Genomic DNA, 21,548 nt, shown 5'->3' on the forward strand with positions numbered 1-21,548 from the left:
GTATAAAAATGAACAATAGAAAGAAGTCTATTTCTAAAATAAAAATATCCCCCAAAATTGAGGTCTATATTTCAATCTTGAAGTTTGGCTTTAGTGGTTTATTAGAAGCAACTACACCAAATGTTCGAGCCATTTTTACAGCTAAAACAATTTGGAAGAAATGGATAAATATTATAGGTCGTTTTTTTTTACTTCCAATAAAAGAAATTTATTATCGTTTTAAGTATTCAAAACAAATATCTTATACTAAAATAATAGGGAAACCATGTTTGCTTATTACTAGTGAAAACAATAGGAACACATTAAATTTTATAAAACAGCAAGAAAAAGAGGCTGTTTATTTAGCTAGTGAGGGGTATGTGTCTAGCAAAGACGATATTGTTGTATTATTGCACAGGGTTATATGGTTTAGAATATATTTATATCCTTGGATGCTTTGGCATTTTTATAAATATTATGGCAAGCAAGCGTTGAGTTATATGGATTATGTTTTTAAGGGAGTGGGGCAGTATGAGGCTTGTTTACAATTTTTAGAAAAGTATAAACCTAGATATATTGTTTGGGCAAATGATCACAGTATTTTTCCTCGGGCACTTCTTATGGCCGCTAAGACATTAGAAATACCAACTATTTACATTCAACATGCGAGTGTTACACCCTATTTCCCTCCTTTGGACTTTGATTTAAGTTTATTAGAAGGGCAAGCAACATTAGACCAATATCAATCGAATGGGCGGGTTAATGGCTTGGTGAAATTTGTTGGGATGCCAAAATTTGATTCCTATATCAATTGCCGTAATACTAAGATTCGTGTACAAAACATAGGTGTTTGTTCCAATAAAATGGATGAGCAAGTAGTCGTAGAAACTTTTTTGAGAGAGCTTAGCAATACTTTTCCTACTATCACAATTACATTTAGACCGCATCCTGCTGATGATACAAGCTTTAATATACCTAACAAAGTTTTAAGATCTACGAAAGAAGAAAATGCATTTGACTTTCTAAAAAAACAAGATTTGATTATAGCAGGAAATACGTCCATTCATTTAGAAGCCGTACTGTTAAACGTTGTTAGTATTTATTATGAGTTTATCCCTTTTGAGGAGGATATACGAGATATGTATCGTTATTGCAAAAATGGATTGGCTAGTCATGCCTTAGATTATGAACACCTTTTGGAACTAATAAAAAAAGAAATAGAAGCCAAAGATACGGAGGTCTACAAAAAAGCGGCTTATTATAACGCTGTTTTAGGAACGGAAAATGAAGGAAAAAGCGGTGCATTGGCAATTCAGTATATTAATGAGTTCATGCAAGGCAGGAGTTAATTGCTATAAATTAACTGCTTAGTTAATATAATACTCTGTTGGTTTTTTAGTTTTTCTACGAACCCGTAGGCGCACGAAGTAAAAACGTAAAAAGCATCTTGCATTAGTTTAGCTTTGTTACTTCCTTCGGTCGTGAGCTCGCACAGCTCGGTTCGCTGCTACTCCGTGGTACCGTGTGAGGGCTTCGCCGTTGATTATCACTCTTTTAGTACAAAGATTGGCTAAGGTGTATCTTGCTGATAATCAAAATGGTGCGATTTTTTAGCGGAGTAATGTTAATAATGTTAATAGACAACCAAATGAAAATACTATTTATAACGCATTATACACAATATTACGGAGCAAACCGGTCTTTAGTTAATATGATAGAAGGGTTTGCAAAGTTGGATTATTCTATAAAAGTAATTGTACCAGGAATTGGTGAAATTACCAATGTTTTGGAACAAATTAATTGTGCATACGAAGTAGTAGCTTTTTACCCTTTTGTTTATAGGGAGGGTAGACCTAGTTTTTTTCGTAGAAAAAAAAGAGCTCAAAAGAATAAACAAGCTTTGATACAAATGAGGCATATTGCCAAAGAATTTCAAGCGCAGTGTATCTATAGTAATAGTTCTGTCTTTGATATTGGTTTTAAGTTGGCAAAAATAGAAGAATTGCCACATGTATGGCACATTCGAGAAATGGCAGAATTACATTATAATTATAAATTCTATCCTAATAAAGCAGCTTTTGTAACAGCTTTGAAAAAAACAGATTTAGTTGTTGCTATATCAAAGGCAATAGGACAAAGAGTTTTAGAAGAAAATGGTATTGTTGATTACAATATAGTCTATAATGCGGTTTTTTCAAGAGAACAGTTCAATGCTTTAGATACCGTCAAGAGCTCAAAGGATGATACCGTTATTTTTACAGTTGTTGGAATGTTACATCCATCTAAGCAACAAGCTAAAATTATTAAAGCGTTTGCAAAATTAATTAAAAAATTCCCGAATACCAAGCTTTTAGTGGTAGGTGACGGTCAGTATTTATATACATTGTACCTTAAAATATTAGTACAATATTTAAACTTGAAAGATAGTGTGCAATTGCTAGGGTATCTTCCTAATCTAAAAGAAATTTATCGAGAAACAGATATTGTGATTACAGCTTCTTTATACGAAGGATTAGGGCGATCTACTGTTGAGGGTATGGCTTATGAAAAACCAATTATCGGTGTGAGAAGTGGTGCGACCCCCGAATTAGTAGAGCATGGTAAGAGAGGTTTATTATTTGATAACAAAAAGGAAGGAGAGTTATTGGCAGCTATGGAAGATATGGTTCGATATCCTGAAAAACGAAAAAGGATGGGAAAAGCTGGTAGAACCTTTGTCGCCTCTAATTTTATGACCGATGATTATACTTATAAAATGCATGAAATTTTGAAAAAACTTGCGAAGCAAGATATCTAAGCCTTAATTTTATCATGCAAGAATTGAAACATTCCAAATAACTTTCCCGTTTCAGCTAATTCCAAATTATTTCACCAATAAAAACGAATTAGCATGACTACCCCAATCCCATTTTCAGAAGCTTTTTTACACTATATCTGGCAATTTAAATTGTTTGATTTTAAAGATCTTAAGACGGTTGATGGAGAGTCGATTGAATTAATTCGGGTAGGCAGACAAAACGATCATGCGGGACCTGATTTTAGTGATGCTCGTATTCGAATAGGAGGAACTTTATGGGCTGGAAGTGTAGAAATTCATAAAAAATCCTCCGATTGGTTGGTGCACCAGCATCAAAAAGACAAGGCTTATAAGAATACCATATTACATGTCGTTTATGAGCACGATCAGTCTATTTATAGAGCAGATGGCACCACAGTTCCTACGTTAATACTAAAAAATAAAATTCCCAATCAATACATAGAACGCTACTGGGCATTGGAGACCAATCAACAAAGCATACCTTGCGAACAGCAATTTTTTGAGGTCTCTATTCATTTAAAAAAAATGTGGTTGGATCGTTTGGTTGTCGAACGACTAGAAGATAAAACAGCAGAAATTATAACTTGTTTAGAACAAACGCAGTACAATTGGGAAGTCGTATTTTATCAATTCTTGGCTCGAAATTTTGGAATGAAGCAAAATACTAGTGCTTTTGAGGCTTTGGCGCAATCACTGCCATTGATGGTGCTAGCGAAACATAAACAGGATCTGTTTCAATTAGAGGCTTTGCTATTCGGACAAGCAGGTTTTTTGTTTGAATTGAATGGGGAAGAGGTAGAAGACAAATATCTCCAGAAGCTAGAAAAAGAGTACCAGTACTTAGCGCATAAATACGAATTAATAGCTTTGAATGCTTCTAGTTGGAAATTTGGAAGAATGCGCCCTGCTAATTTTCCAACGATTCGTTTGGCTCAATTTGCGGTTCTGATTCATCAATCAAGCCACTTATTCTCCAAAATTTTAGCCACACAACATGTGGTAGACTGCAAAAAAATGTTTCATTTGGAACTGAATGGTTATTGGGATACCCATTATAGATTAGGAGAATCTTCTAGCCACCGTAAGAAAAGACTGGGCAGCAAAACAATCGATTTGATTTTAATAAATACCATTGCCCCTTTTCTTTTTGTTTATGGTGTTTATAAGGGCGAAGATAGATATAAAAAACGAGCATTGGAGTTGCTGCAATTGGTGAAGCCAGAAGTAAATATGGTTGTTGCACAATGGCAGAATTTGGGCATGAAGCCTCATTCAGCTTATGACACACAGGGGCTTATTCAGCTAAAAAATAAATACTGTCGAGCCAAGCGTTGTTTGTCGTGTGCCATAGGTCATAAAATATTGCAAAGATCTTCATCTTGACTTTATATATTTATAAAATTGCCACAAAAAGCTAATAGTCCTAACTAGAACTCTTGTTCAAAAGTTGGAAGGAGAATAGTTAAAATGCTGTGTTATATGTCTCGTCTAACTTTGAAGAAAATCAACTGTTTTCTAAACTTTTAGTTTAATTTTTAGGATATAAAATAAGGCGATTATTTATTTGTTGTGTAATTCAAAAATTGTATCTTGTTTAGATAGTCAATTAATAAGAATTACTTTTTTTTCATTGGTTTTTAATTCTTATTTGTTGACCAATAGATTTAGAATTAACCAATTATCTCACAAAAAAAATCGCTCCATGATTGATTTAAAAGAAGTGTTAAAAGAATACGCAGAGGCAAAAAAATACAAGCTAAAAGAACTAGATGACGGCAAGTTAGGAATTGATATAGCCATGAAGTTGCAAGATGGTAGTTTTAGATATCAGTTTGTATGGCTTTGGGTTGTTCCAGGTAGAGGAAAAGGGAAAGATTGTGTGTATTTTACCAGTAGGGCAGGAACATATACGCCAAATGTTAACTTATACCAGTTGATGAAAGAATCTGGATATGGCGTATATAGTACGGTTACAATTGTACCAGATAAAGATAAGGACGGGAATCCTTGTGAAACTGTAGTGGTGCAAGCTAGCCCTGTTCATGAGTTTTTGACGAAAGAGGAGTTTTTATACATTTTGTGGGAGGTGGCTGAAGTAGCAGATATCCTAGAAGAGCGACACTTTGGAGGAGATTTAAACTAAAAGTAAATATAAAGATATTGTTTTGAAAAGCCTTTGCAGAATATAGTCTTGCAAAGGTTTTTTTATTGGTAGGGTTGAGCTTATAGAGGCAAGAAACAAAAAAGCCTCAAAACCAATTGTGGTTTTGAGACTTTGAAATAGTTGCAGAGGTAGGACTCGAACCTACGACCTACGGGTTATGAGCCCGCCGAGCTACCGCTGCTCCACTCTGCGTTTTGTGAATACAAATGTATAACTTTTATTTTGTAAATGCAAATTTATGAATAAAAAAATATTAATTTTTAGTAAATAAAGAGCAAGAAACAAAAAAGTCTCAAAACCAATTGTAGTTTTGAGACTTTAAAATAGTTGCAGAGGTAGGACTCGAACCTACGACCTACGGGTTATGAGCCCGCCGAGCTACCGCTGCTCCACTCTGCGTTTTGTGAGTACAAATGTATAACTTTTATTTTGTAAATGCAAATTTATACATCGTTTTATTTGAAAAAATATAGCAACTTGAATGTAGTTGCTTGAAAATTAGAGTCTTATTTTATTGGTGTGGAACGAAATTTTCTTGATTAGTATTTAACGTTTCAATATAATCAACTGTTTCGGGAATATGAATTTTGTAAGTAACGGCTTCTTGACATTCTTCTCCCTTGACCAAAAGTACTTTGTTGCTTTTTGGGGGAGACAATGTTAATATATTGGTTTGACCATCTACAATGACATCCAATTCATAACGACCACTTTTGATAAGATAATCAAGTAATGGTAGTGTTCCTGCATTAATTCGAATAGCTGTTTCAATAGAAATACGCGTTCCTTTTGTCTTTAACACTTGTATACGATTGCTAGGTGCATTGATCCTGATTTTGGTAACTCCTGTTGGTAAAATCGCTATTTGAGATGTCTTATTACTCGCCTGTCCACGCATTTCTGCAAAAAAACACAGAAAAAACAAAAGGGGAATGATGTTTAAAAGTTTCATTTTTTCTTTTTTATACCTAAATAGATTAGGGAGGTTTTTGCAAATAGATTAAGGACGTGCGGTATGATTACTTTAGTTATTTATGACTATAAATAGCAAATTGTTACCTCTAAATAAGAATAAAATAGAAGTATTTTGCATATAACATAGAACTGGCTGAACGCAAGGAGTGAGAGATGAGAAAAATTATTCCTTGATCTTGTATTCGAAAAAAGATATTTCGCTTGAAGTAGCCTGTTTATAGGAGGTTGCTTTGTGATAGGGTAGAAATTATTAAATGAATGTTAAGGAAACTTGTTTTGTTGTAGAAAAAGGAAATATCCATAGTTTTTATAGAAAAAAAAGTCTATATTTAAGCTCGAATATCACCACATGACTTGATTCATATAAGACTTGTCCTTTTGTTGGGTGCTGTTCACTTGTAACCAATTGTTAGTCACATCATCACCCTATTAAAAACCTAAAATTATGGCTTTTGAAGAGGAACAAATAAAAGAACAACAATCTAGTCAAAATATCAACGATAGACAAGATACTTCAAATACCAATCCAACTGATACCAATCCCGTCAACAATAATCCACCGCCACCAGAGTTGAATAATAATGGAGAATCTGTTCGTGTTCACACAAAATTTATTCAAGTAGGGGAGTCTGAGATATTTACACCTAGTTCGCATGACGAGTTAGATGACTTAGTTTCTAAGTCTCTTATCACAGAAACTCAAAAAATGTTGTTTGTACTGAAATATGAAGCTTGGCACGGTGCCTTGCCCAAGACAAAAGATATTTCAAAAAACGACCCTCAAAAAGAAGAAGGAAACAAAGAGCAGTTAATTGACCTAAAGAGTCTTTTACATTCTTCAGAAAATACCGATCCTCAAGAAACTGAAGGCGAGCAGATTGACTTAGATTCTTTACGCAAGCACCAGTCTTCAAGCAAAGGTAATGTTCCTCAAGGATTAAAAAATAAAATAGAACAAGAATCTGGAGTCTTGTTGGATGATGTTATCATTCATTACAATTCTTTAGAACCTTTTAAGTTTCATGCGAATGCATTTACAAGAGGAAACGAAATTTTCTTAGCTCCAGGACAAGAAAAGTATTTAAGTGAGGAATTGTGGCATGTTGTACAGCAAAAACAAGGTTTGGTCAAGCCTACGGGGATGGAAAATGGTGAGCCAGTTAATAATGCTCCAGATTTAGAACGTTTGGCAAAAAGTGGTCAAGCTCCTATAGGGCTGAATAAAAAGGATGAAAAAGAACAGGAAGTTATCCAAAAGAATGATGATGAACTAACCTTTCTTGTCGTCGTAAAGGGAAAACTGAGCGGTAAAGAATGGATGATATTGATTGAAAATCAAATTTATGGTCAAGTAGTTAATTCTAGTTGGAAAATTAATGGCGTCAGTGTCGACCCAACGGCAACGATAGGAGAAGAGGGCAAAACGATCCGATATCATGTAACGGTTCCCGCCGCAGAATACCGACGCTATCGATCACAGAGTACAACAGGAGCTGGGGTTGAGGTAGATGACAAAGGAGCTGTTAAAGGAGCTTCTGATAGAAGCAAAGAATTGGAAGGACTTCCGAAAGGAACAAAAGATGCCTTAATAGAAGAAATTAACCGTAGATTTCAAGAGGCTTCGGGCAAGGCTAAGAAAGAAGCTGGTGATGAGGCTTTGTGGAATGTCTATAGGGATGAGGTATTGGCGCAACGAGAGAAAATTATGAACCTCTCTGAAAAAGCAAAACAACTCATTACAATAGGAGAAGACAATGGAGGCATCGTTTTAAGTCCTAAGGATTATCCCAAAGCAATTGCCTTGATTCAAAAAATAGAGGGCTTAAATGATGCTTTGGTTGCCGAATATGCTAGCCGAGTGACGGGCAAAGCGACTTCTATAGAGCAAATGGAAAAAAGTTTGGATGTATTTGTTAAAGAGCAAGAGGAGCGAGGTCAAAACAAAAAGAAACGGACGGATATTGAGAATGAGCTATTTGCTACCGAAGGAATTTTTAGTGATATGCAAACTTTTGAATCGCTCTCTATCGCAGGGGCAATGGGAGGTGGTGCACAAGCTTCTTTGACGTTCTATAATAAAGCTAATGATGCTGCTAAAAAGCATGGGTTTAAGGATCTAACCGATTATGAAAATAAAACAAAGGAATATTTAGCTTCTTTTCAGCAAGAAGCAGTAGCTACAGGAGTTGGTCTATTGCAACAATATGAGCACTTTTTGTATAAAGAAGAGCAACGCTACTTATCAACAGTAGATGCTAAGAAGTTGGGGGATCAGGTGGCTCAAAGTGGTGCCAAAAAGAAATATGCAGAGTCTGATAAAAATGCCTCTTATGCTTCTATGGCTAGCATGGCAATGGGGACAACTACGAGGTCTAGTGAGCAAGTAGAGAAAAATATTCAAGGTTATAGAGATAAATCCAAACAACAAAAAGCGGAAGCAACGGCTACCATGGAAGGGTTTGGGAAAGACCATCCCTTACTCAAAGATCCGGCTTTTGATCTAAAAAAACTAAGCCAACAATCTCCTGAGGAGACCAAGGCATTTTTGTTGGCTTATATACAAAAGCAAAGAGAAAATATTGCCAATACAAAAGCCAAAATGCAAGAGGACAAGGAATTTGTCTTTACCTTGGACAACTTGATGAAGAAAATGTACGAGCAAGAGGGCATTTCTAAAGGCTCTATTCAAGATAAGGTAATTCAAGATCATATTGGAGATATTAAACTCAAAGATGCTTTAATTAGTATTGGTATTGCCTTGCTGGCAATTAGTTTGGGCTTGGTTAGTGGCGGTGGTGGTACCGTTGGTGTTATGGCAGCAGTTGGTGGGGTTGGTTTGAGTGTTTATGATGTCACTAGAGAATTTGGTAAATATGCCGATGAAAAAGCAGCGCACGATGTTGGTTTGATGTCTAAAGATCCTAGTTTTGCTTGGGTAATCTTGGCTATGGTAGGAGTAGGATTGGATTTTGCAGCAGTTGCCAAGCTGCTCAAGCCTCTGAAAGCACCTGTTGAAGGGTTTAACGAATTGGCAAAAACGGATCCCGCCAAGGCTTTGTCTGAGTTAGAAGCAAAATTAGCCAAAATAGATGGGATAGATGATAAGTTAAAGGCTAATATTTTGAAGCGGGCAGAGCATAAGAGTGAGTTTTGGAAAAAGATTCGCTCTACCAATATGGCTCAAATGCAACTAGTCCCTGGATCTAAAGAATTGCTAGATTTGGCTGTTTATGCTGTGAAAAGTGGCATTACTCGAGTAGAAGATTTCTTTAATTTGTTGAAAAAAAATGGCTTAAAGAAAAGTCTTGGCGATCTAACACCAGACGAAACAAAGGCTTTGAGAGAAGCGTTGGAGTCTGCTGTGACCAAAAATCAATTGGTGGAATCTCTACCTTCTATGCACTATTTTGACGATTTGGAAAATATGACCTTGCCTTCTGCTTTGGGAGAAGGACAGGACAAAATAACGTATGCTCTGGGCACGGATCGTGTTATTAGTGTGTTGAAAGAAACAGACCCAAGTGTTATTATTAAAGAAATCCAGTATATGGAAACTTTAAAAGGTTATAATATGCCAATTGGAGAAATTCTAGGAATTACATCGGTTAATGGAAAACCTGCTATGGTGATGAAACGTTATGCTGGTTCTTGGAAACCAACTGCTTTTGGTACACAAGATAGCCATTTGCTTAATTTAGAAAGTATAAAGAGCCTTGAAGAAATCAAACGCATTATAACTAAAGAGGAGCTCTTTATAGATGATCTACAGTTTTTAATACAGAAAGATGGTCGATTGGTTGTAGCAGATCCTTTAGGAGTGAAAGCAAGTTCTGAAACCCCTAGCATTCAAATTGTTAATACAGCAATAGAAGACGCTATGACAAATATTATCACGTCCAATATTAGTAAAAATGTTAACTATACCTCCGATGATTTATTCAACTTACTAGGCAATACGGTCTCTCGAGAATCTTTTGACGAATTCTTAGAAATGGCTGCACATCCTAGAGTTGGTTTTCTGTCAAAATCTGGATCTCATTACACTTTAAAACCTGAATAACAATAATGAAAGTAGAAAAATACTTTGCCCAACTTAAGTTATCAAATAGAATAAAATTATTTCAGTTTTTGATAGGGGCGAAAATTACAAATATTCAAAGGCACTTTAAATCTAAAACTGCTTTTGAAGAAAGTCGCACTCAATTTGCTAAATACAATGTATCGAAGGATTTTTTTGCCAATTATAACGATGCGCCTATTTCTATTGTTTTAAATAATAAACTTACAATTACATTTTCGTATTTTTCTTATACAAGAGATGTAATTGCTCGTGTCAATAATAACGGAGTCTTTCATCTTGGATTGGAAGGTTTGTTTATCAGCGACTATGCATTGTCTTTAACAGAAAGCGAGCGGCACTTAGCAGACTGTTTAGAGGTGCCCATAGTAGGGCTTAAGTTAATAAAGAAAGAAAATGCAGATGTGGGACTTCAAATTGATTTTAAGAACCAATCATCCTTAATTTTGGGCAATCAAGGTAAGGCTGGAATTCAACTAGGAGGGGACGACGAATTGAATGGATTAGGATATGAAATAGTGGGTGTTAGTGACTTAGGATATGAGGGGTTATTGTGTGAGAATTTGATTGAATATGATTTAGATAAGAAGGGCAAAATATATGTCGGAGCATTAAATAATTCTATTGCTACCTTAAAAAATATAGATTATTTGAAGCAAATAAAAGAAGCTCTAAGGCAAGATGGAGTTGATATTCTAGATGTGCAATTTTTGGTTAATCAGGAAAATGAAATTAAGTTACTAGAGCCTTATGATATAAACCGCAATGGCGATACACAGGTAACAGAAAAAGTACTGGACGCCATTATTACAAAAATGCAACACCGAAAAAACTAAGTACGTTACCAAGAGATCCTATTTTAGGCATCAAAATATACCATTTAATCAAGGCCTAAATCGTTAATTATCCATCAGTGAGTTTGTTCCGAAATTATAAAGAGTATAAAAGTATATTTTTTCAAAATGATGTTACAGAGTTATCCAAAGAACATCAGAAAAAAAGATTTGTTAGAGCCTATTTTGATGCATCTTTGGATACAAAGGTGACAGAAAGTTGGTCGAATGGAAAGGTGATAAAAGTATTTTATCATGAAATTAACCATATAAAACAGGTTCATTCTTTTCATAAAGCACATTATGCGACCTTACCTTTTAGTTTGTTTCAAATCAAAAATAGCCATACATTTTTTGTGGAAAATTATAAAAATTTTGAATTTCAATCCTTAGAAATTTTTAGATTTGATGCGTTTGGTCGAGAAATAGAAGCCTTGCTTTTTCTTAAAGATTTTAGTTTGTCTCAATACAATGAGTCTATTTATGAAAATGATGACGATGAATTGCCTGTAAAGGAAAAAACATTTTATCCAAAACTTTGGCAAATAGAGGAAGAGGATATGGACTAACCAATAATTTTTAATAGTTGGTTATGATGATGCAACTTATAAATATAATACTCCGTTGATTATTATTCGCTACGCTCATGAGAGCGCAAGGCTAGTTCCCTCTGGTCATGAGCTTGGGCTTTTGTGCTACTAGCACAAGCCTACTCGGCAAGCTTAGTTTTTTAGTTTTTCCACGAACCCGCAGGCTTATGAAAGAAAAACGTAAAAAATCATCTTGCATTAGTTTATTACATGAGCGCTTTGCTTTTAGTTAGCTTCGCTGCTACTTCGTGGTACCGTGTGAGGGCTTAGTTGTTGATTATTAATTTGGGTATAGGAAATCAATAAAGATGTATATTGTTGGCAATTAAATTGATATGACTTTTTAACGGAGTGATGTAAATAGCTATGAAAGAATATGAGTTTCCTTTTTTTCAAAAGAAAGAGGATGTTTTACCAGTAGGGCATCAAAAAGATTTTTTTGTAAGAAAATTTTTTAATGAAGCATTAAATTTAAGCTTGTCGGAACGTGTCTGTGCTGGAGTAGTGACAGAGGTGTATTATCACGAATGTAAGGACATAAAAAAAGTACGAGACTTTCACGAAGAAAATTATAAGATTCAAAAACTAGTACTTCTGCAAGAAAAAATCGACAGGCGTTTTTTTCTTGGAATCTTATGTTTCTTTTGAGTTAGAATCGTTTCAAATTCTCAAATTTAATAGGACTCAACAAGAAGTAGTATCACTTTTATTTGATAAAAACTATCAATTGTCTCAATACAATGAGTCTATTTATGAAAATGATGACGATGAATTGCCCGTAAAGGAAAAGTTATTCTACCCTAATATCTGGAAAATTCATCAAGAGGATATGGACTAATTAAACCCCAAAGGGCTCCATAGAATAGTTGTTGGAGGACAACAACTACACAAGAAAATAACATTACAAGACATAAAAACGATGCGCTATATAGATTCATTCAACATTACAGACGCTCATATCATTGGTAAAAGCCATCAACGATTGTTATACAACAATCAAGATGCTTTTAGTTGGGGAAGTAATGCTTCTCTGACAGTAGGAGTCGTTTGCGACGGCTGTGGCTCTCGACCGAATAGTGAAGTAGGGGCAAAATTAGGAGCTAGATTTATTACCAATTATCTACTTAAAAATGCTTCGAATCCAAGTTTTGAAATAAGTCAACTACAGACCGCATTGGAAGCCTTTATGCTTAGAATAGCCCAACAACTAGCCGATGATTCGCAAGATGATTGGAAAGAAGTTCTTCGGGACTATTTTCTATTTACAATAGTAGGTTTTGTTGCGAATAGCGCAGGAGTTACCTTTTTTTCTATGGGAGATGGAGTTATTTTGCACGATACTACTTGGGTGGATTTGTCTACCAATAATAAGCCCAATTATTTATGTTATAACTTGTTGAAATCTCAATTAGGCTTACAGTTTAAGACGTTTTATCAAGCCAATCCTATTCAAAGAATATTAATTGCAACCGATGGTCTTCAGGATATATTGGAGTCATTGACAGCAAAAAAAGCTTTTGAGAATTGTCTCAATAGAAAGGACCTATTTGATAGCCCTATTGTTTTTAATCAATTGTTGATGACGGATTTTTTGGAATGGATTTATGATGATACTACTTTGATTTTTATGCAGCAGAAGTGACAATGATAAGGATGTTATTATCCTTCTTAATAGGTAAAATATGAAACAACTGATCACTATTATTAGTGTGTTTATAATACAAATAGGTTATAGTCAAGACTGTGCCTCAGATATTCCTTATGAGCCTTGTTCTTGGGAGTTTAACGCTTGTTATTATAAGGAAAAAATGCCTTCTTATAAGCATCAAAAAGTAGTTGATATCAGCAACTTTTTATTTATAGAAGATTGTGCTGCTTGCTGCTCAACAGATTTTCAATTGGATACGATTGCGCCTAATTTTGTACAAGATTTGCCAGAAATTGAAGTGTTAAAATTGCCCTTAGTAAGCCAGTTTCCTAAACATGTCAATGCATTAAAAAGCTTAAAGAAGGTCGTTCAATATCCTTTTGAATCTTTAACATCTAACCAGTACTTTTATACCAAACTGCCTTTAATCCCTACTGCTTTGTGGAACACAAAAACATTAGAAGAGTTAACCATCTATACAACACAATTGCCAGTTGGAATTCAACAATTAAATCGTTTGCGATATTTAGAATTGCATCTTGAAAATCATCGTTCAAGCAAAACCGTTTTACCTATTTCTACTACATGGAAAGAGCTAATAAACTTAGAAAAGGTTCGTCTATATGCAACGACTTTAAATACAAAAGATATCGAATCGCTATCTGGTTTGAGTGGCTTAACTTCTTTTGGTCTGTCAACGAATCATAAAGTAGATCATTTTGTTGATGCTTGTTTGGAGGCTTTAAGGTCGAATAGTTCAACACTTCAAGAATTATTTTTAACGACGAATACTTACCGATACCAGACATTTTATAGACCTCATTTGAGGGGGAAAACGCTCTCTATAGATGCAGAAAAAGAGTGGCAGAATGAGGAAGAAAAATCTATACTAACAACCACAATTTTTCCTCAGTTAACCCAATTATCTTTAAAGGATTGTTCCCTATCCAATTTTGCTTTTAATAGCACCTATTTGCCCCAATTACAAATACTAGATTTGAGTTTGAATCGCTTGTCAAACATAAAGATAGAGGCGGGGGAGGCTGCTGCTTTAAAACAGTTGAATTTGTCGTATAATTATTTGACGACCTTGCCAAATTCTATTACAAAATTAATTCATTTAGAAGAACTTGATTTGAGAGGGAATCCAATACTAGGTTTGCCGAAAGGAATAGAAAAAATGCCTTCTTTAAAAAGAGTTTTAGTAGATGATAGAACGTCTTTATCTGCAATTATAGCCCTAAAAGAGCAATTGGGAGAAAAGTTGATAGAATCAAAAACTAAACTTTATGATAATCAAGGGACTGGCTGGATGAGTGATCATTTTTTAGAGCTTAAAAATTCGCTTAAAAGAGATTTTTCGAATCAAAAATGGGACAATAAACTACCATTAAAAGAATTTGAATGGGTGGAAAGTATTTCTTTAGCTAAGAATAATTTGGAGAAGATACCGCAGCAAGTTTTTATTAGTGAAAATTTGAAGTATTTAGATTTGAGTGATAACCAATTGAAAGGAAAATTGCCAGTTAAAGTTGCTCAACTGCGGGAATTAAAGGAGCTAGTATTGGCGAAAAATTATTTGCAAAAATTGCCTTGTTCAATAGAGAAAATAAAGCATTTGAAGCGTTTGGATTTATCGTTTAATTGCTTGATAAATTTGCCTACCACTATTGCAAAATTGAGCAATTTGGAATACCTTTCGTTAGTTCAAAATCCTATCCAAACACTTCCCAAAGAGATACAAAATTTGAAGCAAATAAAAGAAATTCGCATTAGTAGGGATCTACCTGATGGGCTAAAAAAACAACTTCAGCAGTGGTTTGGTAAAGAACGGGTGGTGGTTACTGATGCTCCTGTTTTGATAGGAACTCCAGATATGGAATAGGTGTTATTGAAATTTGATGTTTCTCTAAAATAATGACCTCTCTAGGACTTTTTAACGTGTCTTACAGGAAGTATATGGTTGCTTTTACTTTCCGATACAGAAAGTGATTTTTGTTGATTATTAAATGTTTATGATTAATGAGGTACAAATAAGATACAAAAATGATCTAAAAGCTTAAAAAGCGTTGTCTATAAAGGACAAAACTACTTAGGTTTATAAGAATTTTTGTTTGGATGATTTAAATATTCTTTAATTGTAAATTCAATCTCCTTATTTGTTCCTATATTAATAACGGTTACTTTTTTCTCTTCTAAATCTTTTTGTAAGACTAAAAATGCAAGCTCTTTAATTTCTTCAATTCCTTTTACAAGTCTATTAATTTTCCAGTACCACATAACGAGTTCTCTCATAATTAGCATAAAGACAAAAGTTATAACTAGAGCCAATACAAGGTGTAAGATTTCCATAATTTTAGTTTTAGTATGAAATTAATATTTTTTGAAATTTAATATTATTGATGAATATACATAAAACTTTGTTTAATATTCTTGGAAAAGAACTTTTAAAATGCATTCTATCGCCTAAAAATCGTATTTTGTGTATAGAGGTACATTGCCTCTAAAGTAGGGAAAAGTAGAGGAATGAACGAGACTAAAGGACAATTCCAAAAAGGAAAAACAAAAACAGGCGGACGCACAAAAGGAACGCCCAACAAAGTAAACGGACTGCTCAAAGAAAAACTAAGCAACTACATTGAGGAAAACTTTGAAACGATCTTAGAGGACGTACAAGCGTCAAGGCGTTCAGACCGTATCAAGTTTTATTTAAAGATAATGGAATACGTTTTACCCAAGGCGAAACCAACCGAACCCACAACAGAAGCCCCCCTCTAAAACACAAACCTTAAATCAGTACATTTAATGGGTAGAATAGGCAATTTTGCACCCTCTTACGAAGGTTGCCACACATTAGATATAAGAATGCTAAATCCCTCTAAAAGCTTTGCTCTAAACAAGAATTTAAGCGCAACTTTAGAAGTATCTAAATATTGGGAACTAACAGATAATCTAATTTTTCTTAAATACAAGGCAGAAACCCACATTTTAGAGCTGTGCTTCTTTAGAGAAGGGAAACGTTACGATCAAAAAATAGGCATCACAAGATTAAAAACGAATCTAAAGAATGGATATAGATATTATTTTGTTTGTGGGCATACGGGGAAACGTTGTACTAAATTAATACGCCCTTTTGGGAACGCACACTTTGTACATCGTACAGCATTTAAAAACCTCTACTACGAAAAGCAGAAGGAATCAAAACTGTACAGGGCTATCAGTAATAGTTCCTTTGGTATAAGTTGCCGCTTGGATAACCTACGAAACGAATTATACTATAATCGTCCTAAGTATCAAAAGACGCATTACAGAGGCAAACCCACACCCAAATATCAAAAGTTAAAGAAGTTAGAAGAGAAGTATTATAATGCGAATAATGATGCTATTAGGCATTTGAAAGGGTTTAGAATAACCTAAATCTTTAGAGAAAATAAGAACGTGTTAGAAAAATGCAGTTTTCTTAACACGTTTATTTCTCATGTTAGAAAAATCACTTTTTTCTAACACGTTATTGTTTCATGTTAGAAAAGGAGTGTTTTTTTAACATGACTATTGAGTAAACAAAGCAAATAGCTCTTTATTGATATAATAATTACTTTTTCCATGCTTTATTTTTTCCATTAGACCAATATCAACAAGTGCATCTAAATAGATAGCTGCTGTTTGCCTGACTTTGTCAATGTCTTGTTGCAAAAACTCAATCTTAGTGTAAGGATGCTTAAACAAGTTCTCTAATAAGTCCTTACTATAAATTTTAGGCAGTTTGGTTCTAATTTCTTGCTTGAATTTCAACATTAAAGCACTAATAGACTTAATAATTTGAATAGATTCTAAAGCAGTTTCTTCAACGCCTTTTAGAATGTACAAAATCCATTCCTCCCAATTATCATTGTCTCTAACATCTTGCAATAGCTCGTAGTATTTAGCCTTATTTTGTATGATAAAGCGACTTAAATACAAAATAGGATTATCCAATAAGCCTTTTAAGCACAGGTATAAGATATTGATAATACGCCCCGTTCTACCATTGCCATCATAAAAAGGATGGATACTTTCAAATTGAAAATGAATGATTGCCATTTTTACCAAATGATCTAAATCATCTAAAGAATCATCGTTGATATACTGTTCTAAATTTTCCATTAAACGTTCAATTTCTTGAATGTCTTGTGGTGGCGTATAAACAACGTTTCCTTCTCCATCTTTTAGGGTTGTACCTGCTTGAGTTCTGAACCCTGCTGCATTGCCTTCTAGTTCTTCTTGGATAGAAAGAATATAACGATTAATCAATAAGTCATTACTACGTACTAAATTGAATCCTTGACGCAAAGCACTTGCATAGTTCATTACTTCTTTGGTGTTCAAATTCTTTACCTTTTCCTCTAAAACATCCGCTTTGAATAGTTCATCGTGTGTGGTAACAATGTTTTCAATAGCTGAACTTTCTTTTGCTTCTGTTAAGATCAAGGTATTCACTAAGATACTTTCATTAGGAATTGTTCTAGCAACTCCTTTGAGTTCGGCTAATGCTTTGTTGGCTTTAATCGCCTGTTTTAGAATTGCCTTTGTTTCTAAGTCAGAGGATAATGGTAAGGATTGTATTTTGTAATTTGGGTTCATTGCTTGGATTGCTTATTGATCCTATTCATTCAAAAATAACCTAAATCTTTAGAGAAATAGGCTATTTGAGGTTTCTTTTCATTATGTATTTTTGAACTGTTGCATTTTTTGCAATAGTTACTATTCTTTGTCTTCTATCACTCGCTCCACTAATGTTTCTATCCATGCCTTAAATCGTGGACATTTTTCTAACATTTTGTTGATACCTACATCCTCTGCAATTAAATTTCCTTCTGTTACTTTATCGTATGTATCACCATATTCATTAAGAATACGAATCAATCTCTTAGATGGAGAAGTATCTGGGTTATTATTTATTTCTTCTGGATTAGGATATGATTCAATGATTGCTTGTGTTTTAGTATAGATTTTTTTTTCGTAAAGCTCTTCAAATCCACAATTGTCAGAAAAAAGTAAGGCTTCAAATTCATGTTTTTGAATGTAGGGTATAAATTTATTACTCTTTATATCTTTTGAAAATCCATCCTCTAGTATTGATATTTTTTTATCAATATTTGATTCTTTGAGCATCTTCTGATATTCAGGGACAGAATTTGGTAATCTAAAAAAATCTAAAAATGTTGTAACAATTACATTAGTATTACCTCCCCTAATGATTCTCTGAATGTCATCTTTTAGCTGTTTATACTTACCAAAACCACCTTTGTTTCCTGTACTTGTTTGGAGACAAAATGCTTCTATTTGATAAAATTGGTAGTGCTCGGCAAAATAAGGGCGTACTAATTTATCTATAAATTCTAATTCGCTATACCCTTCAACAATAAATACTAATCTTTTCATGGTTGCCCCCCTATAACACTTTTTGTCCACAAATCACCTAAAGAATAATCCTCTAACCAATTCTTTAAATCTTGACTATCTAGTCGTTTAAAAACAGACTGTCCATCTGCTCTATCTACCGTTATTACGCTTTCAGGTTCAAAGTTACTAACTAAGTTAACAGATTGAGTTGATAAGATAATTTGACTTTTGACAGAAGCTTTTTTGATTAAACCTGCGAGTTTGTTAATGGCAAAAGGATGCAAGCCAAGTTCAGGTTCATCTATGATGATAGTACTAGGAGGTTCTGGTTGTAATAGCAAGGTTGCTAAAGCTATGAAACGTATTGTTCCATCTGATAAGTTTTGGGCATTTAGGTACATATCTGAACCTTTTTCTTCCCAAACTAACTCTATCATATCAGGGCTAAGTTCATCAGGTTCTAATGAAAAACCTTTAAAAAAAGGAGCTATAGATTGTACAGTACGAGTAATGAATTTAAAACTCTTAGGGTGTTTTTCTTGTAATAAGTATAAAAAAGCGGCAAGATTTGAACCATCTTCTTTCAATAATCTATTATCTTTCAAATTACAGGGAGTGCGTAATGCTGCTGTACGACTTGTGTCATGGAAATGATATATTTTGAAACTTCTAAAATGGTCACGTAAATACTTATCTCTATAGGAGGTACTATTTGTTAATACATGACTATTGTATTCTAAATCCCAATAGTTATAGTAACTTATATTTGAGTACTTAGAACCATAGCCACTATCTTCCTTATTTATAATTAAGTTGGAGGCTTGATTAGGAATTAATTCAAAAGCATAACTGTTAATGTTATTAAATTGTTTGAAATAAATTTCCCCTTTTAAATGATCTGAAACTTTACGTCCAAAATGCAAAAAACTATCCGCTTTGCCATGAGTTGCAATATATTTTTGGAGTTCATCTTTATACAAAACATTAAGCAACTTAAAAAAACCTATAAAATTAGTCTTACCTACACCATTAGCACCTATTAAAACATTGATAGGTTTTAATGTGAGATCTAATTCTCTTATAGATTTGAAGTTATTGATTTCGATGCTATCTATCATTAATTGAGTGCTTTTAAAACTTCTACTTTGGGAAATTATAAACGAAACTTATCTAGGGCTTTACCTTTACGCAATATTTTACTTAAAGTTGCAAAGCTTACAAGTTGTACTCTTAGTACAAAATTTATAATCTTTTTGTTTTATGAGAAGAAAATAACCTAAATCCTTAGAAGAAATAAGCTTAAATCACAAAATACAATAATATTCCAATTATAAAAACAAGCCAATCAATTGAAACGACAAAAAGGAAAAAGCAAGGCTCAAATATGAACCTGTTTTTCTACTATATTACAAGTTAGAAAAGTGCTATCTGATGATTAAGTGAACAACTGCGTTATGTCTTAGATAATAGAATAACTTTATTCACGCCAGATTTGACTTTATTTTGCAGCAATTACTTTCCGATACAGAAAGAAGAAAAAATATTCCCCAACAAATCATCCGTAGAGATTTCGCCAGTAATTTCACCCAAGTAATTTAAAGCGTGGCGAATGTCCATGGCTAAAAAATCGTTAGAAATGCCAATTTCCAATCCTTCCAAAACAGCATCCAAAGACTGTAGAGCAGATTGAAGCGCTTCGTAGTGGCGAGAATTAGAGACAATGCTACTATCCTGTTGCAATTGCCCAGAAGCGACCAAGTCAAAAAGCAATTGTTTGAGCTGATCAATTTGCGTTTTGTCCTTGGCAGAAAGCGATAGAGTAGTGTATGGCGTCGTCAAATTTTGTGTAACTTTTTCTAGAGTATCGTTCTCTTCAAGAGAGGATGGAGCTTGATTTTGAGAATGCAAATCTGCTTTGTTGGCAACAACAATGATATTCATATCCGCTGTCGCCAATTTTTGAAGATCAGCTTGTGCCTCTAAAGGGCTTAATGTCGTTTGGTCGTAGACGTAAATTAGAATGGCAGATTTGGCAACCTGTTCCAACGTTTTTTCGACCCCAATAGCCTCTATTTGGTCGGTTGCTTCTCGAATGCCTGCGGTATCAATTAAGCGATATTGAACCCCTTGAATATTGAGTATTTCTTCGATGGTATCCCTTGTTGTTCCCGCAATGTCAGAAACAATGGCTCGTTCTTCATTGAGCAGAGCGTTTAGAAGCGTTGATTTTCCTGCATTGGGGCGACCAGCCAATACCGTATGGACGCCATGTTTGATGGCATTGCCCAATTGAAAGGAATCTAAAAGGCGCTTGATAATCCGAACAATTTGTTGAACGAGTTCTTGCAGTTTTTCTCTATTGGCAAATTCTACATCTTCCTCACCAAAATCCAATTCTAGTTCTATCATGGAGGCAAAATGAATTAATTCGCTTCGGAGCTCCTTAATTTGATCCGAAAAACCTCCCCGCATTTGAGACAAAGCCAATTGGTGTGCTGATTCAGATTCGGCAGCAATTAAATCAGCCACAGCTTCAGCTTGAGACAAGTCCATTTGACCATTCAAAAAAGCACGCAATGTAAATTCCCCTTCTCTAGCCATTCTAGCACCTTTGCGAATAAACAGTTCAATCAGTTGTTGCTGAATATAACGAGAACCATGACAAGAAACCTCTATAACATCCTCCTTTGTGTAAGAATGTGGGTTTTTAAAAACAGAAACTAAAGCTTGATCAATGATTTTATTTTGTTCATCGCGAATATATCCCAAATGAATCGTGTGAGAATCAACTTGTTGTAAGTCTTTAGCTTGAAAGACTTCATTGGTAATTGAGATAGCTTGGTTGCCAGAAAGGCGGACAATTCCAATAGCGCCACTACCAGCAGGAGTAGCTAAGGCAACTATAGTGTCTTGGAGATCAATGAAGTTGTACAAAGTGAAGTGTATTATAAATAAAGAACAAGGTATCGATTTTTATAGCTATTGAATGGTCTTCTATACCTTGAATAAATGAAAAATAATTCAAGAACAAAGTTAAAACTAAAAACTTAAACTAGGAATGAATTGCTCTAAAAACAATGG

The 21,548-nt window shown here is 34.3% G+C and carries 18 protein-coding genes and 2 tRNA genes; 12 read left to right on the forward strand and 8 right to left on the reverse strand.

The window, feature by feature from the left end; genetic code table 11:
- The first annotated feature begins 8 nt into the window (after positions 1–8).
- The 4 genes from QP953_RS06545 (at position 9) to QP953_RS06560 (ending at position 4,940) form a co-directional block, all read left to right on the forward strand.
- Positions 9–1,328: a hypothetical protein gene (locus tag QP953_RS06545; RefSeq protein WP_309554368.1), complete on the forward strand. Its 1,320-nt coding sequence runs from the start codon at positions 9–11 to the stop codon at positions 1,326–1,328.
- Between the two features lie 299 nt (positions 1,329–1,627).
- Positions 1,628–2,776, forward strand: a complete 1,149-nt coding sequence (locus QP953_RS06550) for a glycosyltransferase family 4 protein (RefSeq protein WP_309554369.1) — start codon at positions 1,628–1,630, stop codon at positions 2,774–2,776.
- Between the two features lie 93 nt (positions 2,777–2,869).
- Complete coding sequence (locus QP953_RS06555; RefSeq protein ID WP_309554371.1) at positions 2,870–4,180, forward strand: DUF2851 family protein; 1,311 nt, start codon at positions 2,870–2,872, stop codon at positions 4,178–4,180.
- A 319-nt stretch (positions 4,181–4,499) separates the two neighbouring features.
- Positions 4,500–4,940, forward strand: a complete 441-nt coding sequence (locus tag QP953_RS06560) for a hypothetical protein (protein WP_309554372.1) — start codon at positions 4,500–4,502, stop codon at positions 4,938–4,940.
- Between the two features lie 141 nt (positions 4,941–5,081).
- Here the strand turns inward: QP953_RS06560 and QP953_RS06565 are convergent.
- The 3 genes from QP953_RS06565 to QP953_RS06575 form a co-directional block, all read right to left on the reverse strand.
- A tRNA-Met gene (locus tag QP953_RS06565) sits at positions 5,082–5,153 on the reverse strand.
- A gap of 135 nt (positions 5,154–5,288) precedes the next feature.
- A tRNA-Met gene (locus QP953_RS06570) sits at positions 5,289–5,360 on the reverse strand.
- A gap of 112 nt (positions 5,361–5,472) precedes the next feature.
- On the reverse strand, positions 5,473–5,913 hold the full coding sequence (locus QP953_RS06575; protein WP_052592250.1) for a hypothetical protein: 441 nt from the start codon (positions 5,911–5,913) through the stop codon (positions 5,473–5,475).
- Between the two features lie 468 nt (positions 5,914–6,381).
- On the opposite strand from QP953_RS06575, the gene QP953_RS06580 reads away from it, so the two are divergent.
- The 6 genes from QP953_RS06580 to QP953_RS06605 all read left to right on the forward strand — a co-directional run bounded on the left by QP953_RS06580 (position 6,382) and on the right by QP953_RS06605 (position 14,970).
- On the forward strand, positions 6,382–9,996 hold the full coding sequence (locus QP953_RS06580; protein WP_309554373.1) for a DUF4157 domain-containing protein: 3,615 nt from the start codon (positions 6,382–6,384) through the stop codon (positions 9,994–9,996).
- A gap of 5 nt (positions 9,997–10,001) precedes the next feature.
- Positions 10,002–10,850 carry a hypothetical protein gene (locus QP953_RS06585; RefSeq protein ID WP_309554374.1) on the forward strand — a complete coding sequence of 283 codons (849 nt, stop codon included), beginning with the start codon at positions 10,002–10,004 and terminating at the stop codon, positions 10,848–10,850.
- 77 nt (positions 10,851–10,927) lie between these two features.
- Positions 10,928–11,416 carry a hypothetical protein gene (locus QP953_RS06590; protein WP_309554375.1) on the forward strand — a complete coding sequence of 163 codons (489 nt, stop codon included), beginning with the start codon at positions 10,928–10,930 and terminating at the stop codon, positions 11,414–11,416.
- Between the two features lie 387 nt (positions 11,417–11,803).
- On the forward strand, positions 11,804–12,085 hold the full coding sequence (locus QP953_RS06595; protein ID WP_309554376.1) for a hypothetical protein: 282 nt from the start codon (positions 11,804–11,806) through the stop codon (positions 12,083–12,085).
- A 271-nt stretch (positions 12,086–12,356) separates the two neighbouring features.
- Positions 12,357–13,079 carry a protein phosphatase 2C domain-containing protein gene (locus tag QP953_RS06600; RefSeq protein WP_052592257.1) on the forward strand — a complete coding sequence of 241 codons (723 nt, stop codon included), beginning with the start codon at positions 12,357–12,359 and terminating at the stop codon, positions 13,077–13,079.
- A 40-nt stretch (positions 13,080–13,119) separates the two neighbouring features.
- A complete protein-coding gene (locus tag QP953_RS06605; protein ID WP_309554378.1) occupies positions 13,120–14,970 on the forward strand; it encodes a hypothetical protein in 1,851 nt (616 codons plus the stop codon).
- A gap of 203 nt (positions 14,971–15,173) precedes the next feature.
- Here the strand turns inward: QP953_RS06605 and QP953_RS06610 are convergent, their stop codons facing one another.
- The gene (locus tag QP953_RS06610) at positions 15,174–15,437 is read right to left on the reverse strand and encodes a hypothetical protein (protein WP_309554379.1); all 264 of its coding nucleotides are present in this window, start codon (positions 15,435–15,437) and stop codon (positions 15,174–15,176) included.
- 174 nt (positions 15,438–15,611) lie between these two features.
- On the opposite strand from QP953_RS06610, the gene QP953_RS06615 reads away from it, so the two are divergent.
- Positions 15,612–15,863, forward strand: a complete 252-nt coding sequence (locus tag QP953_RS06615; protein WP_309554381.1) for a hypothetical protein — start codon at positions 15,612–15,614, stop codon at positions 15,861–15,863.
- A 27-nt stretch (positions 15,864–15,890) separates the two neighbouring features.
- Positions 15,891–16,502, forward strand: a complete 612-nt coding sequence (locus tag QP953_RS06620) for a hypothetical protein (RefSeq protein ID WP_309554383.1) — start codon at positions 15,891–15,893, stop codon at positions 16,500–16,502.
- A gap of 132 nt (positions 16,503–16,634) precedes the next feature.
- Here the strand turns inward: QP953_RS06620 and QP953_RS06625 are convergent, their stop codons facing one another.
- The 4 genes from QP953_RS06625 to mnmE form a co-directional block, all read right to left on the reverse strand.
- Positions 16,635–17,705 carry a Fic/DOC family N-terminal domain-containing protein gene (locus QP953_RS06625; protein ID WP_309554384.1) on the reverse strand — a complete coding sequence of 357 codons (1,071 nt, stop codon included), beginning with the start codon at positions 17,703–17,705 and terminating at the stop codon, positions 16,635–16,637.
- 120 nt (positions 17,706–17,825) lie between these two features.
- A complete protein-coding gene (locus QP953_RS06630; RefSeq protein WP_309554386.1) occupies positions 17,826–18,506 on the reverse strand; it encodes a DUF4276 family protein in 681 nt (226 codons plus the stop codon).
- Positions 18,503–19,585 carry an AAA family ATPase gene (locus tag QP953_RS06635; protein WP_309554388.1) on the reverse strand — a complete coding sequence of 361 codons (1,083 nt, stop codon included), beginning with the start codon at positions 19,583–19,585 and terminating at the stop codon, positions 18,503–18,505. Before QP953_RS06635 ends, QP953_RS06630 begins: the two co-directional genes overlap by 4 nt.
- Positions 19,586–19,979: 394 nt before the next feature.
- Positions 19,980–21,401, reverse strand: a complete 1,422-nt coding sequence (gene mnmE, locus QP953_RS06640) for a tRNA uridine-5-carboxymethylaminomethyl(34) synthesis GTPase MnmE (RefSeq protein WP_309554390.1) — start codon at positions 21,399–21,401, stop codon at positions 19,980–19,982.
- Positions 21,402–21,548 lie beyond the last annotated feature (147 nt).

The organism is Aureispira sp. CCB-E (genome assembly GCF_031326345.1).
Taxonomy (GTDB): domain Bacteria; phylum Bacteroidota; class Bacteroidia; order Chitinophagales; family Saprospiraceae; genus Aureispira.

Bases quoted from the DNA above. Each gene is read 5' to 3' on its own strand.
- QP953_RS06545 (WP_309554368.1), top strand. From the start codon at position 9: ATGAACAATAGAAAGAAGTCTATTTCTAAAATAAAAATATCCCCCAAA.
- QP953_RS06550 (WP_309554369.1), top strand. From the start codon at position 1,628: ATGAAAATACTATTTATAACGCATTATACACAATATTACGGAGCAAAC.
- QP953_RS06555 (WP_309554371.1), top strand. From the start codon at position 2,870: ATGACTACCCCAATCCCATTTTCAGAAGCTTTTTTACACTATATCTGG.
- QP953_RS06560 (WP_309554372.1), top strand. From the start codon at position 4,500: ATGATTGATTTAAAAGAAGTGTTAAAAGAATACGCAGAGGCAAAAAAA.
- QP953_RS06575 (WP_052592250.1), bottom strand. From the start codon at position 5,913: ATGAAACTTTTAAACATCATTCCCCTTTTGTTTTTTCTGTGTTTTTTT.
- QP953_RS06580 (WP_309554373.1), top strand. From the start codon at position 6,382: ATGGCTTTTGAAGAGGAACAAATAAAAGAACAACAATCTAGTCAAAAT.
- QP953_RS06585 (WP_309554374.1), top strand. From the start codon at position 10,002: ATGAAAGTAGAAAAATACTTTGCCCAACTTAAGTTATCAAATAGAATA.
- QP953_RS06595 (WP_309554376.1), top strand. From the start codon at position 11,804: ATGAAAGAATATGAGTTTCCTTTTTTTCAAAAGAAAGAGGATGTTTTA.
- QP953_RS06600 (WP_052592257.1), top strand. From the start codon at position 12,357: ATGCGCTATATAGATTCATTCAACATTACAGACGCTCATATCATTGGT.
- QP953_RS06605 (WP_309554378.1), top strand. From the start codon at position 13,120: ATGAAACAACTGATCACTATTATTAGTGTGTTTATAATACAAATAGGT.
- QP953_RS06610 (WP_309554379.1), bottom strand. From the start codon at position 15,437: ATGGAAATCTTACACCTTGTATTGGCTCTAGTTATAACTTTTGTCTTT.
- QP953_RS06615 (WP_309554381.1), top strand. From the start codon at position 15,612: ATGAACGAGACTAAAGGACAATTCCAAAAAGGAAAAACAAAAACAGGC.
- QP953_RS06620 (WP_309554383.1), top strand. From the start codon at position 15,891: ATGGGTAGAATAGGCAATTTTGCACCCTCTTACGAAGGTTGCCACACA.
- QP953_RS06625 (WP_309554384.1), bottom strand. From the start codon at position 17,705: ATGAACCCAAATTACAAAATACAATCCTTACCATTATCCTCTGACTTA.
- QP953_RS06630 (WP_309554386.1), bottom strand. From the start codon at position 18,506: ATGAAAAGATTAGTATTTATTGTTGAAGGGTATAGCGAATTAGAATTT.
- QP953_RS06635 (WP_309554388.1), bottom strand. From the start codon at position 19,585: ATGATAGATAGCATCGAAATCAATAACTTCAAATCTATAAGAGAATTA.